Genomic DNA, 13594 nt, shown 5'->3' with positions numbered 1-13594 from the left:
CGGCCATATAAGGCCAAAGGGCGTGAACAGGAATTAACCCGAATGAATTTGACGGTCTTTGGAATTGGCTATGTCGGTCTCGTGCAGGCCGCGGTGCTGGCGGAGGTCGGGCACCAGGTGGTGTGCGTCGATGTCGATGAAAAGAAGGTCGAGCGGCTCAACCAGGGCCTGGTGCCGATTTTCGAACCGGGACTGGAGGCCCTGGTCAAGGAGAACCACGCCGCCGGCCGCATCAAGTTCACCACCGATGCCGCCGCCGGCGTCAAGCATGGCGAGATCCAGATGATTGCGGTCGGCACGCCACCCGGCGAAGATGGTTCGGCCGACCTCAAATATGTGCTGGCGGTGGCCGAGACCATCGGCCGCGAGATGGACGGTCCCAAGATCGTCGTCGGCAAGTCGACCGTGCCGGTCGGCACCTGCGAAAAGGTGAAGGCCAAAATCGCCGCGACGCTGAAGGCGCGCGGGCGCCAGGACCTGGCTTTCGACGTCGCTTCCAATCCTGAGTTCCTCAAGGAGGGTTCCGCCGTCGCCGACTGCATGAAGCCTGACCGCATCATTGTCGGCACCAACAGCGAGGGCACCGAGGCGGTGATGCGGGAGCTCTACGCGCCGTTCAACCGCAACCACGAGAAGATGATCGTGATGGACGTGCGCAGCGCCGAATTCACGAAGTACGCCGCCAACTGCATGCTGGCGACCAAGATCTCCTTCATGAACGAAATGGCCAATTTGGCCGAGCAGCTCGGCGCCGACATCGAGGAGGTACGCAAGGGCATCGGCTCGGATCCGCGCATCGGCTACCACTTCATCTATCCCGGCCTCGGCTATGGCGGTTCGTGCTTTCCCAAGGATGTCCGCGCGCTGATCAAGACCGCCGAAGGTGTCAAGTTCGACGCCAAGCTGCTGCGCGCCGTGGAGGAGCGCAACAATGCCCAGAAGTCGGTGCTGTTCGACAAGGTGCACCGTTATTTCAAGGGCAGTCTCAAGGGCAAGACCTTCGCGCTCTGGGGCCTCGCCTTCAAGCCCAACACCGACGACATGCGCGAGGCGCCGGCGCGCGTCCTGATGGAGGCGCTGTGGCAGGCCGGCGCCAATGTGCAGGCCTACGACCCCGAGGCGATGCAGGAATGCCAGGCCATCTACGGCCTGCGCGACGACCTTTTGTTGTGCGGCACCAAGGAGGCGGCACTGCGCGGCGCCGACGCGTTGCTGATCGCCACCGAATGGAAGAGTTTCCGCGCCCCGTCCTTCGACGCGGTGAAGGATGCCCTGACCACGCCGGTCATCTTCGATGGCCGTAACCTCTATGATCCCAAGGTCATGGCCCGTCACGGCATCGAGTATTTCTCGATCGGCAGGATGGCGGCGTGAAGGCAGGGCGGCACAACGCGGAGCCAGGTTCATGAAAGTTCTGTTTGCAGGCGGCACCGGCTACACGCCGCAATTCAGCGGGGGCGTCCAGTCGAGCACCCACCACCTGGTCGAGCAATTGCGCGAAAACGGTCACGAGGCATCCGTTCTGGCAGCGCTGTTCGGCGACGGCATGTTCGGCTTCAGGGCGCGCGCCAAGATGAAGCTCCTTCGTCAGCGCGCGGTCATCGACAATTTCCCGGGCTATCCGGTTGTACGGGCGTGGTTCCCCTGGGAAGCGGCCGACTTCGCCGTCAAAAAGTTGAGGCCGGATGTCGCGGTCGTGCAGTGCCACAAGTCGGTGCCGATCGGCAGAGAGCTGCAGAGGCTTGGCGTGCCGCTGACCGTCTATCTGAGGAATGTCGAATTCGACGAATTGGCCGGCGATCTGCGTGAGCTCCATTCGGCGGTCTATATCGCCAACTCCGAGTTCACCGCGCGCGCCTATAAGGCAAAATTCGATATCGATTCGACGGTTATTCCGCCGACCATCAATCCCGCGTTCTACAGCACACCGACGACCGGTGAATTTGTCACGCTCATCAATCCATATGAGGAAAAAGGCTTCGATCTTGCGGTGCGCATTGCCGCCGCCTGTCCCGAGATCCCGTTCCTGTTCGTCGAAAGCTGGAAGCTCGACGACGATCATCGAGCCCGGATCGAAGCAACAATCTCTCCCCTCCAGAACGTCAAGCTGGAAAGCCGCACCAGCGACATGAAGACGGTCTACGGCCGCACGAAAATCCTGCTTGCGCCCAGCAAATGGGAAGAAGCCTGGGGCCGGGTGGCCTCGGAAGCGCATTGTAGTGGCATTCCCGTGGTCGGCTCGCGGCGCGGCGGTCTGCCGGAAGCGATCGGCGCCGGCGGCGTGGTACTGGACTACGACGCCCCGCTCGCCGACTGGGTCGCAACGATCAGGCGGCTGTGGAGCGATGAGGCCGAGTACAAGCGGCTGTCAGCGACAGCACGTCAGTTTTCGGAGCGGCGGCAGATGAACCCCGACAGCCAGTTCGCAACGTTCATGGGCGTTCTCGACCGCGCAAGACGTGTCGGTTTGGAGCGCGCAGCCTAAACGCGTCGTGTTGCATTTCAGCTGAGACGCTGCACGACCGTGGTCGCGCAAAGTTCCCGTTAGCCAGGTCCAGGCGTCGTGCGCCCGTCCGGATCACTTTTAATTGCTGCAGTGCAATATTTTGTGGCACTGCAGCAATCAACGTGTATTCTGCCTGTCTACATTAGGGCTTGTGCGATATGGACCGCTTGGTCCGAGCAAGCCCCAACCTTATGGGCGGGTCATGCGCGTGGGCTTTGTCGTCGGCGAATTCCCTCTGCTTTCGGAAACCTTCGTCGTGGACCAGATGGCTGGGCTGCTGGCGCGGGGCTTTCAGGTCGAAGTGGTCTGCGAAAAGATGCAAGGTGACCACCGAATTGACCGGCAAAGCGAGCCGATGGCGACGCTGCTCGCCAGAACCCGACATTGGTGGCGATGGGCCGCTGTAATCAGCAAATTTGTACAGCGTCTGCCGCCGCGTCTGCGATACAAGGCCTCGACCGTTCTCGACATCGCCTTTGCACGCCGCCTGAACCGCTGCGACGTGATTGTCGCCCACTTCGGACAGAACGGCGAGAGAGCAGCCGCACTGAAGAAATGGAAGGTGCTCAAACCACCGATCATAACCATCTTTCACGGCGCGGACGTGGCGATCCCGGCGCGGCAGGCAGTGCTCGCGACACAATATGCCGGGCTGACCAAGCATGGGACCCTGAACCTGCCCGTCAACGATTACTTCCGCACGATGCTGCTGGAAGCCGGCCTGTCCCAGGCGAGCACGACGGTCCACCATATGGGAATTGACACCCGCGAAATCGGCTATCGCTGGGAATCGTGGGAAGGCACCCAACTGGTCGTGACGACGGTTTGCCGCCTGGTCGAAAAGAAAGGCGTCGAGTTCGCCTTGCGAGCCCTGGCCTCCCTCAAGGCCTCCCAGCCGCAGCTAGACTGGCGTTACGACATTGTTGGCGACGGTCCTCTGCGGATGAATCTGGAGAAGCTGGCCGTAGAGCTGGGCTTGGCTGGTCGCGTAACATTCCTCGGCAGCCTCCCTCACGCAGAGGTGAAAAGACGGCTTCGCATGGCGCATCTCTTTTTGCTGCCAAGTATCACTGCCAGCGACGGGGATATGGAAGGCATTCCGGTCGCGCTCATGGAGGCCATGGCCGCCGGATTGATTGCGGTCAGCACGTATCATTCGGGAATCCCGGAGCTCATCAAGGATGGGGAGACGGGGTTGCTTGCGCCCGAGCGAGATATTTCAGCGCTTGCCGGCAAGCTTACCTGGGCCGCGGAGCACCCGACCGAATGCGAGCGTATCGCGCTTGCCGCACGCCGCAAAGTCGAGGAGGACTTCAACGCAGATGTTCTGAATGAACGTTTTGCGCAGATCGTTACCCAACTGGCCACATCGAGCTCTGCGCATGCACCCACCGGTCATGTCGGCGTTTCCGAGGGCTTGGCGGATCCTTCATCTGCCGGCTGACACTGCTCCTCTGCGTTTGATCGGCAGGCACGCCAAGCTGAGGGAAATCTTGCTACACTGCACCAAAAATGTTGCAGTGCAGCAAGACCTGTACTAACGTTCCTGCGGGTGGGCCAACAGCGGTAGAGTTCCATGCTGCATGTCTTGTGCTTCCGCCACCCTGTCTTCGGCCCGGCTTTTGTCAAAGGGACACCGGCTCCCCGGACGAGCGCATCCTGCCGATGAAGATCTGCTTTGTAGTCGACAAGTTTCCCTCATTGTCCGAAACCTTTGTTCTCGACCAGATAGCCGGATGCCTTGAGCGCGGCATGGAAGTCGGCGTCGTCTGCAACGAGACGTCCTTCGGCAGGGACAGCAACATCGATGATCCGCGCTGGCAGGCGTTGCCAGGAAAGGTCGTATGCTGGTGGGGTGGCCTGGGTCGCTATCGCCCGCTGCTCAGGAAGTGGTCCGGCAGGTTCTGGGACAAGCTCTCGACCGCCATCGACATTGCTCATGCGCGAAAACTGCAGGGCGCCGACGTCATCGTTGCCCATTTCGGCAACAACGGCATGCGCGTGGCCCGCGCGATCAAGCGCGGGAGGATTTCCGCTCCCCTGGTGACGATATTTCACGGCCGTGATGTCGGCGAACCGCTGCATGACAATACGCTCGCGCGCTACAAGATTGTGTTCGAAAAGGGCGTTCTTCAACTGCCGGTGAATGCGTTTTTCCGCGATGCCTTGATTGAGGTCGGTGCATCGCCGGAGCAGGTTGTGGTTCACCATATGGGGGTGCGGCCGAGTGACATCGACTATCGGTGGCGTTCATGGGAGCAGGCTACGCTCTCCTTCATCTCGGTCTGCCGCCTGACTGAAAAGAAGGGCATCGAATATGCGCTTCGCGCGCTTGCTGGCCTGCCGCGGCGAGACTGGATCTACTCGGTGATCGGCGGCGGAGAACTTCTCGAGCAGCTGAAGGGGATCGCCGCAGAGCTTGGCATTGCCGACAGGGTGAATTTTCTTGGGCCCCGGCCGCACAGCGAAGTCAAACAGCGTCTGCGCGATGCGCATGTGTTCCTGCTGCCCAGCGTCGGCGCCCGCGATGGCGATCTGGAAGGCATTCCGGTTTCCCTGATGGAAGCGATGGCCGCCGGCCTGACGGTGGTCAGCACGTATCATTCCGGGATCCCTGAACTGATCGATGATCACAAGACGGGTTTTCTCGTGGCTGAGCGGGACGTTGCGGCGCTGACCGGAAAGCTTGCCTGGATCGCCGAGAATCCGAAGCCGTGTGAAGAGATCGCTCTCGCAGCGCGCAAGAAGATCGAGGCCGAGTTCAACTCCGATCTGCTGAACCAACATTTCGTGGAAATCGCCATGCGGCTTGGCGAAACGAGGTCGCTTGCATGAACGCCAATCCGCCCCCCCAGTTCGGTCGTGTCGCCCTGCGCGGCGGGCTGGTAACCATCGGCGCCCAGGGCTTCAAGATGGCGATCCAGTTTCTCTCCGTCATCGTGCTGGCCCGTCTGCTCGTCCCCGAGGATTTCGGTCTGGTGGCTTCCGTCGGGCCGATCGTGGCCTTCGTCGGGCTGCTTCAGAATCTGGGCCTGCAGCAGGCTGTGGTTCAGCGCAAGGACATCAGCAACCAGCAGCTCAACCAGGTGTTCTGGATCAGCGCGCTCGTCGGGCTGGGTAGTGCCGTGGTAGTGGCCGGCCTGGCGCCTGCCATCGCCGCGTTCTATGGCGATCAACGTATGTCCGGCATCACCCTTGGCTCCGCCCTGCCGCTGCTTCTCGGCAGTCTCGCCGCAGTGCCGCTGGCGTTGATGAACCGGCACCTGCAGTTCGGCCAGCTCGCACTGAACGACGTGATAAGCGCCGCCGCCGGACTTCTGGCCGCCGCGATCGCGGCCTATGCGGGGTTGGGCTACTGGTCGCTGGTCATCGGCCCGGCGGTTTCGGCAGCTATCGCCCTGGCTGCCGCCTGGCTGGTGGCGCGTTGGACGCCTTTGCGGCCGGACCTGAAGGTCGATGCCGATATATTGTCGTTCGGCGCCAACCTGACCGGCTTCAACCTCGCCAACTTCTTCTCGCGCAATCTCGACAACATTCTCATCGGAAAATATTCCGGGGCGATCGAACTCGGCTATTACGACCGCGCCTACAAGCTCCTGTTGTTCCCGCTTCAGAACATCAACCAGCCGCTTACACGGGTCATGGTGCCGCTGCTCAGCCGCATCCACGATGACAAGGCCCGCTTTCGCGATATCTATGTGCGCACCAACTGGATGCTGGCGGCCGTTACCATGCCGGGCATCGCGGCGCTGACGCTGACCTCCAATCAGATCGTCGGACTTCTCTTCGGCGCGGGCTGGGCACCGGTCGCACCGATCTTTGCCTGGCTGGGCATCGCCAGCCTGGTCCAGTCCGTTTCAAGCACGACGGGATGGATATTCATCTGTCAGGGCAAGACGAAGACCATGTTCCATTGGGGCATCTATTCGTCGCTGACGACCGTCGCTGCCTTCGTCGTTGGCCTGCACTGGGGCGCCGTCGGCGTTGCCGCGGCCTATGCCATCAGCGGTTACGTGCTGCGCGTTCCCGTGCTGGCGCTACTGGTCCATCGCGTCGGTCCGGTGACCGCCGCCGACTTCCTGCTCATGCAGGGGCTTTTCATCGCCTCGTCCCTGCTTGCCTGGTTCCTGTACCTGTGGTTGCCGGCGTCTCTAACGGGCCAGTCAGACCTGCTCGCGGTCTTTTTGGCGCTTGCCCTCAACTACGGCATCGGTCTCGTTTTCATGCTTGCCGTCCCGCAGTCGCGACGCGCCTTGTTCACCACCCTGTCCAACGCCGCGCGCAATATCCGCTGAGCGGCCGGCGATCAGCGGCGCCAGCAGGTTTGTGGCCGACATTGCCGAAGCATGTTCTTCGAGCACGGCCTGAAGGCTTGTCTTGCGATAGCGGTCGAGATTTCCCGCAAATCGGCCGAGCTTTTCGCGCGCCTCTTCGGGCGTCACGGTGTCGATGTCGAGCAGCACATCGTCGACACCGATTCGCTTGGCCACTTCCTTGGTTTTGAACTCGTAGGCGATCGGCAGCACCGGCGTGCCGACGCAAAGCGACATGATCATCATATGCATGCGCGTCGCGACGACGAAGTCGAAGCCCTTCACCAGCGCCATCAACTGGTCCGGCGTGTGGAACGAAGCGTCCACTGTCACGTGGCTGGCGATCTCAGGATCGAGCTCGGCAACGATGGCCTGTGCGGTCTTGGAATCGTCATGGGCATATTCCGGCACGCCCTGACACGTGGAGACGAAGGTCACCTCCTTGCCAAGGTCCCTGACAAGAATTGTGGCGATCTCGCGGACCGAATCCAGATAGCGGCGCATGCCGCCCTCACCGTCGCTGACGTAGTTCCAGTGGCGGACCGAAATAGCGACGCGGCCCGCCGAGGCCGGCGGCTGGCTGGAAGCGAGACGCTTGCGGATCCTGTCGGTATCGGCCAAGGCGAATACGGCATCGGCCACCACGTGGCACTTGCCGAGATCCTTCACCAAGTCCCGGATATGGGTCCGCGACCGTTCGTCGCGCAACAGGATGAGCGGACTGCGGTCAAAGATCGGGCCGAGCTCCTGGCGGTTGTAACTTTTGTCGAACGGACCGAGGGATTGCGTGAAGAAGACCGGATCTTTGCCAAATACGGCATCGAGCCTGAACTGATTGAGGCGTCGTTCGAGATTGTAGTTCTCGACGAGATAGGTTCCCCCTGTGGTGACCACCATGTCCGCGTCGGCGTAGATATCGAGACCGCGCCGGTCGCGATGGCTGAAAAAATTGCCTAGCGCGCTGCTGCCAAACCAGCGCAGGGCCTGGAGAACGAGCCGATTGTAGATCGGCTTGAACCGGTCCCTCAGCCCGCTGCCATTCTTGTATCGGAACAGGGATTCCGACAGCAGCTTATGAAATTCGAGGTCGGGATAATCCGTCTTCGGATAGAGTCGTTCCGCAACCTCGGGCTGGCTGTCGAAGACGGCAAACCGCACGTCGCCTTGCACGATCGTCTTGAGAATGTGGCGGATCGCCAGCAGAATCGCCGCATCCCCGGTATTCAGGCAGACTGTGTTTTCAACGACGATCTTCATGGGATACCTCATTTCGTCAGCAGATTCCGCGGCGTGGCCTGCGGTGCCTAGGACGGGCATGGTGACCGAAAATACCCACGCCAGGACGATCCCGATGCGGCTCGCGTCACAATCCATCGCTGCATCGGGCTGGGTGACCAGCCAGAGCGGCGCTCAAGCCCGACGGAGGGTAACGCATCAATTTTGCAGTGCAACAAAAAAACGTGCACTTATGCTACGGCGCACCAAAAATGTTGCGATGCAGCAAAAGCTGGGTTAGCATTCCCGTGGGTGGGCCAACAGCGGTCGAGTTTTCATGCTGCATGTCTTGTACCTTGTGCACGATGTTTCCGACCCGGCGGTGCGCCGGCGGATCATAATGCTCAAGGCAGGCGGCGCGCGGGTCACGTTGGCCGGCTTCCGTCGGACCACAAATGCTGTTCCCGACGTCGAGGGGCTGCAGCCGGTCGACCTCGGCGCGACGCGTGACGGCCGATTCGGCCAGCGTCTGGCGGCGGTCGCCAAGGCGGCGCTGTCGATAGGCTCGAAGCTTGCGGCGATGCCGAAGCCCGACCTCATCATCGCGCGCAATCTGGAAATGCTGGCGCTGGCCAGGCGCGCCAAGGCCGCCTTTCGCGGCGGCGTGCCGATCGTCTACGAATGCCTCGACATCCATCGCCTGGTGCTGCGCAATGACATGCTGGGCAAAGCACTGCGCACAGCGGAGCGTTATCTCGCCCGCGACGTGAAGCTTCTGGTGACGAGCTCACCGGCCTTCATCGCCAATTATTTCAAGCCGTTCGGGCAGGTCGCCGCACCGGTGGAACTGGTCGAAAACAAATACTTCGAAACCGCGCCGATCGCCTTGGATGACAGGTCAAAGGCCGAAAACCCTGCAGCACCCCCGTGGCGCATCGGCTGGTTCGGCGCGCTGCGCTGCCGCCGCTCGCTGGAGCTGCTGGCCGACTTTACGCGCCGTCAGGGCGGGCGCTTCGAGGTCGTCCTCCGGGGCCGTCCGGCACTCTCGGAATTCCCGGATTTCCACGCTTTTGTCGAGGCCGAACCCTATCTCTCCTTTCGTGGCCCCTACCGCAACCCGGAAGACATGGCCGCGATCTACGGCGAAGTGCATTTTTCCTGGGCGATCGATTTCTTCGAGGAAGGGCAGAATTCGGAATGGCTGCTGCCCAACCGCCTCTATGAAGGCTGCCGCTTCGGCGCCGTGCCGATCTCGATGGGCAATACCGAGACCGGGCGCTTTCTCGACCAGCAGGACATTGGCGTCCTGCTTTCCGATGCCACGCCCGAAATCCTGGAAACCGCGCTCGGCCGCATGGACCAGGAGCACTTCGGCAAGGCCAAGGCGCGTGTGCTGGCCCGCAACCCACGAACCTGGAGCTACGACCGCAGCGACTGCCGCGCCTTTGTCGACAGGCTGCGCGGTCTGGCGGCGGTCCCCGGTCCCTTCGTGACCGAAGCGCTGGCTTAGCGATGGCTGATGATGGGAAAAATACAGAGTATGGGAAGGCGCCGATGACGCAAACCGAAGCGCTTCCGTCGAGCCTGATCGTCATTCCGTGCCTGAATGAGGCAGCCCATATCGGCGCGCTGCTCGAGCAGCTCAGGCCGGCAGCGCTAAGGCTCGGCGCCCGCATCGTCGTTGCCGATGGCGGCAGCACCGACGGCACTTTGGCCATTGTCGAAGCGGTTGCGGCCAAGGACCCTCAGGTCGTCCTCCTGCACAACCCAAAACGTATCCAGAGCGCGGCGATCAATCTCGCCGTCGCCAGCCTCGGTGACGGCGCCGAATACCTGATCCGCATCGATGCCCATGGCGGCTATCCCGCCGATTATTGCGACCGGCTGGTCGAGGAGGCGCTCGCCACTTCAGCCGATTCGGTCGTCGTCTCGATGCTGACCAGCGGCAGCGGCGCGGTGCAGAAAGCGGTCGCGGCGGCGCAGAATTCCAAGCTCGGCACCGGCGGCTCCAAGCATCGGCACTTCTCGGCCGGCGAATGGGTGGACCATGGCCATCACGCGCTGATCCGGATCTCGGCCTTCACCGCGGTCGGCGGCTATGACGAGACCTTCAGCCACAATGAGGATGCCGAACTCGACTACCGCCTGCGCCGGGCAGGCTACCGGATCTGGATGAGCGGCAAGACGCAGATGGTCTACTATCCGCGTTCGTCGCTGAAGGGCCTGTATTTCCAATATCTCGGCTATGGCCGCGGCCGCGCCAAGAATGTGCTCAAGCACCGCATGATCCCGAAAGTTCGGCAGATGATCCCGCTGCTGGTGGCGCCGGTCGTCCTTCTCGCGGTATTTTCCTTTATCCACTGGCTGGCGGCGGTGCCGCTGCTGGTCTGGGCTTCGGTCTGTCTGGGCTACGGCGCTGTGACCGCCATCAGCCAGCGCAATCCCAACAATGTGCTGGCGGGCATTTCGGCGATGGTCATGCATTTCGGCTGGTCGCTCGGGTTTTGGCTGCAACTGCTCGGCTCGCGATCGCAGCGCGGGGTGGCATGATGGTCGCCGACAGCCGCCGAATCGACATCTGCGTCTGCACGTTCCGGCGGCCGGAACTGGCCGACACGCTGCGGTCGCTCGCTGCCATGGATATGCCTGCCGGTTTCGGCATCGGCGTCATCGTCGCCGACAATGACGACGAGCCGACCGCCGAGCCGCTGGTGACCGCGCTGGCGAGCGAATTGAAGCTCCTGGTCCGCTACCGGCACGCCCCGGCGCGCAACATCTCGGTCGCCCGCAACGCCTGTCTTGATGCCAGCACGGCCGATTTTCTCGCCTTCATCGACGACGATGAAACCGCTTCCCGGCAATGGCTGGCCGAACTGATTGCTATCGCGGAGACAAGCGGCGCCGAGGCCGTGCTCGGTCCGGTGCGGGCGCTCTACCGCCCGGATGCGCCGGACTGGATGCGCAAGGGCGATTTCCATTCGACCTTGCCGGTCTGGGTGCAGGGCGAAATCCGCACCGGCTACACCTGCAACGTCCTTTTGAGGATGAGCGCCGACAGCTTGCGCGACCGTCGTTTCAGCCTGGCGCGCGGCCAGAGCGGCGGCGAAGACACCGAATTCTTCGACCGCATGGTCAAGGCAGGCGGTCGCATCGCCTTTGCGCCGGAGGCGTGGGTCGAGGAAGTCGTGCCGCGTTCGCGAGCCGCTTTCGACTGGCTGCGCCGCCGCCGCTTCCGCTTCGGCCAGACGCACGGCCACCTCATCGGCCATGACGCAGGCGTGATACAGCGTGCGAAGGCTGTCGGCCTTGCCTCGGCCAAGGCCGCCTATTGCTTCGGCATGGCGGCGTTGACTGTGATTAGCCCGGTCCGCCGCAACCGCAGCGTGCTGCGCGGCATCATGCATGTCGGCGTCGTCAGCGGCCTGGTCGGTATCAGCGAAATTCGCCAATACGGACTGTCTTCCCCGCAGCAAGGAGGCAAGCGTGCAGCCTGACGTCTCCTTTGTCATCGCAGCCCACAATGCCGCGGCCACGCTCGACCGGGCGATCGCAAGCGCCATGGCCCAGCGCGATGTCAGCGTCGAAATCATCGTCGCCGATGACCAGTCGCGCGACAACACGCTCGACGTCGCAAGAGCCTATCCAAAAGATGTCGTCAAAGTGGTTGCGCTGCCGGCAAATCGTGGCCCTGGCGGCGCCAGGAATGCCGGCCTCGACCTCGCCACAGGCCGCTGGGTCGCGGTGCTCGATTCCGACGATGCCGTCCTGCCCGGGCGGCTCGCCGCCATGATCGCGCGAGCCGAAAGTGCGGGCGCTGTAATCGCCGTCGACAACCTCCAGGTGGTGCGCGAGGACGGCATTGCCGAAGCGACGATGTTTCCCGCCAAATATCTGGAGGGCCTGCGTGAAATCACGCTCGCCGACTACATCGCTGGCAACATCGTTTTCGAATCCACGTTCAACCTTGGCTATCTCAAGCCGATCTTCCAGCGCCGTTTCCTGATCGAAAACGGGCTTCGCTATGATGAAAGTCTGAGCATAGGCGAGGATTACATCCTGCTCGCCAACGCGCTGGCCAAGAGCGGAAAATGCGTCGTCGAGCCGACGACCGGCTATATCTACCACATCCGCACGGGCTCGATCTCGCGCGTGCTCGAGCTTCACCATATCGAGGCGATGCGCAAGGCCGACGCGGTCTTCGCCGAGACCAATTCCATGGACGCTGCTGCTGCGGCCGCCTTCGCCAAACGCGCCCGCAGCCTGCGCAAGGCGGCATCGTTCCTGTCGCTGGTCCAGCACATCAAGGCGCGTTCGCCGTTGAAAGCGATACGCACCGCGCTAAGTGATCCGGCGGCTGTCAGGCACATGTCGATGCCGATCGCCGTCCGCCTCAAAAGGGTGGCGGCGCAGTTTGCCGTCGGCGCGGAGAGGTAAGGAGGGCGAGTACATGAAGACGTTTGTTCGTGGCCTGCAACAGGCTGAAATCGATCTGCTCAGAAGGAATTTGCGATGAAGAAAATCAGGAAGGCAGTCATCCCTGTGGCGGGGCTTGGAACACGGTTCCTGCCGGCAACCAAGTCGATTCCGAAGGAGATGCTGCCCGTGGTCGACCGGCCGGTCGTCCAATATGCGGTGGACGAGGCCTTCGAAGCCGGCATCGAGCACATCGTGTTCGTCACCGGCCGCAACAAGGCTGTCATCGAGGACTACTTCGACCTGCACCCCGAACTGATTGGAACGCTCGAACAAACCGGCAAGAAGACCCAGCTGGAGGCGCTCGAAAGCATGCTGCCCGTGGCCGGCGCCACCAGCTTCATCCGCCAGCAGTCGCCACATGGTCTCGGCCATGCGGTGTGGTGCGCACGCGAAGTCATCGGCGACGAGCCCTTCGCCCTGCTGCTCCCCGATATGGTGTCGTTCGGTCGCCGAGGTTGCCTGGCTGAAACAGTCGATCTCTATCAGCAGACCGGCGGCAATGTGATCGCCGTCGAGCGCTGTGATCCCAGCGAGACCAGCAAATACGGCATCGTCGGGCGCGGCGCCGAGACAGGCAGCGGCTTCGAGGTGACGGCCATGGTCGAAAAGCCGGCGCCGGCCAATGCGCCGTCGAACTATTACATCAACGGCCGCTACATCCTGCAGCCCGAGATCTTCTCGCTGCTGGGCAACCAGCAGCGCGGCGCCGGCAACGAAATCCAGCTTACCGATGCCATGGTGCGGCTGGCGAAAAGCCAGTCTTTCTTTGCCCAGCCTTTCAATGGCCGCATGTTCGACTGCGGCTCCAAGGAAGGCTTCATAGAGGCGACCATCGCCTTCGCGCTGGCGCGCGACGACATGAAGGGACCTGTGCTGGAAATGCTGCAGGCGTTCGTGCGGTCGCATGAGCGTCAGGAAGTGGCCGCATAATGCCCATCTTTCGAGGGCATATGCGTTTGGACGATGGCGCGGCTTATGCCTGCACGCCTGGCCGCTCAGGCCCGGCGCCGGATGGCATGAAGCTTGCGTTGCATATCTTGCCCCCGATCTCCGCAGCTTCGGACGAGGTGGGACCTGACCCGTC

Annotated in this window: 10 protein-coding genes and 1 pseudogene; 10 read left to right on the top strand and 1 reads right to left on the bottom strand. The window is 62.3% G+C overall.

The genetic code is table 11. The annotated features are described in order from the left end of the window. Positions 1–42 precede the first annotated feature (42 nt). The 5 genes from NL532_RS00870 (at position 43) to NL532_RS00850 (ending at position 6801) form a co-directional block, all read left to right on the top strand. On the top strand, positions 43–1374 hold the full coding sequence (locus NL532_RS00870; protein ID WP_023828592.1) for a UDP-glucose dehydrogenase family protein: 1332 nt from the start codon (positions 43–45) through the stop codon (positions 1372–1374). A 31-nt stretch (positions 1375–1405) separates the two neighbouring features. After that, positions 1406–2485 carry a glycosyltransferase gene (locus tag NL532_RS00865; protein WP_023828591.1) on the top strand — a complete coding sequence of 360 codons (1080 nt, stop codon included), beginning with the start codon at positions 1406–1408 and terminating at the stop codon, positions 2483–2485. Between the two features lie 223 nt (positions 2486–2708). Then, entirely contained in the window at positions 2709–3950 is a 1242-nt protein-coding gene (locus NL532_RS00860) for a glycosyltransferase (protein ID WP_023828590.1), read from the top strand. Between the two features lie 221 nt (positions 3951–4171). Further along, positions 4172–5341, top strand: a complete 1170-nt coding sequence (locus NL532_RS00855; RefSeq protein WP_023736209.1) for a glycosyltransferase — start codon at positions 4172–4174, stop codon at positions 5339–5341. After that, complete coding sequence (locus NL532_RS00850) at positions 5338–6801, top strand: lipopolysaccharide biosynthesis protein (RefSeq protein ID WP_023684224.1); 1464 nt, start codon at positions 5338–5340, stop codon at positions 6799–6801. The genes NL532_RS00855 and NL532_RS00850 overlap by 4 nt, the downstream gene beginning before the upstream one ends. 225 nt (positions 6802–7026) lie before the next feature. On the opposite strand, the pseudogene NL532_RS00845 reads toward NL532_RS00850, so the two are convergent. Next, positions 7027–8076 (bottom strand): annotated as a pseudogene (locus NL532_RS00845) (polysaccharide pyruvyl transferase family protein); the annotation flags it as partial. Positions 8077–8371: 295 nt separating this feature from the next. Here NL532_RS00845 and NL532_RS00840 point away from each other — a divergent pair. The 5 genes from NL532_RS00840 to galU all read left to right on the top strand — a co-directional run bounded on the left by NL532_RS00840 (position 8372) and on the right by galU (position 13440). Next, positions 8372–9544, top strand: coding sequence for a glycosyltransferase (locus tag NL532_RS00840; protein ID WP_023684222.1), 1173 nt, complete (start codon positions 8372–8374; stop codon positions 9542–9544). 44 nt (positions 9545–9588) lie between these two features. Then, on the top strand, positions 9589–10584 hold the full coding sequence (locus tag NL532_RS00835) for a glycosyltransferase family 2 protein (RefSeq protein WP_023828588.1): 996 nt from the start codon (positions 9589–9591) through the stop codon (positions 10582–10584). After that, complete coding sequence (locus tag NL532_RS00830; RefSeq protein WP_196813830.1) at positions 10584–11528, top strand: glycosyltransferase family 2 protein; 945 nt, start codon at positions 10584–10586, stop codon at positions 11526–11528. The genes NL532_RS00835 and NL532_RS00830 overlap by 1 nt, the downstream gene beginning before the upstream one ends. Then, positions 11518–12468, top strand: a complete 951-nt coding sequence (locus NL532_RS00825) for a glycosyltransferase family 2 protein (protein WP_023668796.1) — start codon at positions 11518–11520, stop codon at positions 12466–12468. The genes NL532_RS00830 and NL532_RS00825 overlap by 11 nt, the downstream gene beginning before the upstream one ends. 75 nt (positions 12469–12543) lie before the next feature. Next, positions 12544–13440 (top strand): UTP--glucose-1-phosphate uridylyltransferase GalU, encoded by an 897-nt coding sequence (gene galU, locus NL532_RS00820; RefSeq protein WP_023668795.1) that lies wholly within the window; start codon positions 12544–12546, stop codon positions 13438–13440. Positions 13441–13594 lie beyond the last annotated feature (154 nt).

It is taken from the genome of Mesorhizobium sp. C120A, assembly GCF_030323105.1.
In the GTDB taxonomy this organism is placed as follows: Bacteria; Pseudomonadota; Alphaproteobacteria; order Rhizobiales; family Rhizobiaceae; genus Mesorhizobium.
The sequence above is the reverse complement of the archived record's forward strand: the minus strand, read 5'-3'. Positions and strand labels throughout refer to the sequence as shown.

Bases quoted from the DNA above. Each gene is read 5' to 3' on its own strand.
- NL532_RS00830 (WP_196813830.1), top strand. From the start codon at position 10,584: ATGGTCGCCGACAGCCGCCGAATCGACATCTGCGTCTGCACGTTCCGG.
- NL532_RS00855 (WP_023736209.1), top strand. From the start codon at position 4,172: ATGAAGATCTGCTTTGTAGTCGACAAGTTTCCCTCATTGTCCGAAACC.
- NL532_RS00870 (WP_023828592.1), top strand. From the start codon at position 43: ATGAATTTGACGGTCTTTGGAATTGGCTATGTCGGTCTCGTGCAGGCC.
- galU (WP_023668795.1), top strand. From the start codon at position 12,544: ATGAAGAAAATCAGGAAGGCAGTCATCCCTGTGGCGGGGCTTGGAACA.
- NL532_RS00850 (WP_023684224.1), top strand. From the start codon at position 5,338: ATGAACGCCAATCCGCCCCCCCAGTTCGGTCGTGTCGCCCTGCGCGGC.
- NL532_RS00835 (WP_023828588.1), top strand. From the start codon at position 9,589: ATGACGCAAACCGAAGCGCTTCCGTCGAGCCTGATCGTCATTCCGTGC.
- NL532_RS00840 (WP_023684222.1), top strand. From the start codon at position 8,372: ATGCTGCATGTCTTGTACCTTGTGCACGATGTTTCCGACCCGGCGGTG.
- NL532_RS00865 (WP_023828591.1), top strand. From the start codon at position 1,406: ATGAAAGTTCTGTTTGCAGGCGGCACCGGCTACACGCCGCAATTCAGC.
- NL532_RS00860 (WP_023828590.1), top strand. From the start codon at position 2,709: ATGCGCGTGGGCTTTGTCGTCGGCGAATTCCCTCTGCTTTCGGAAACC.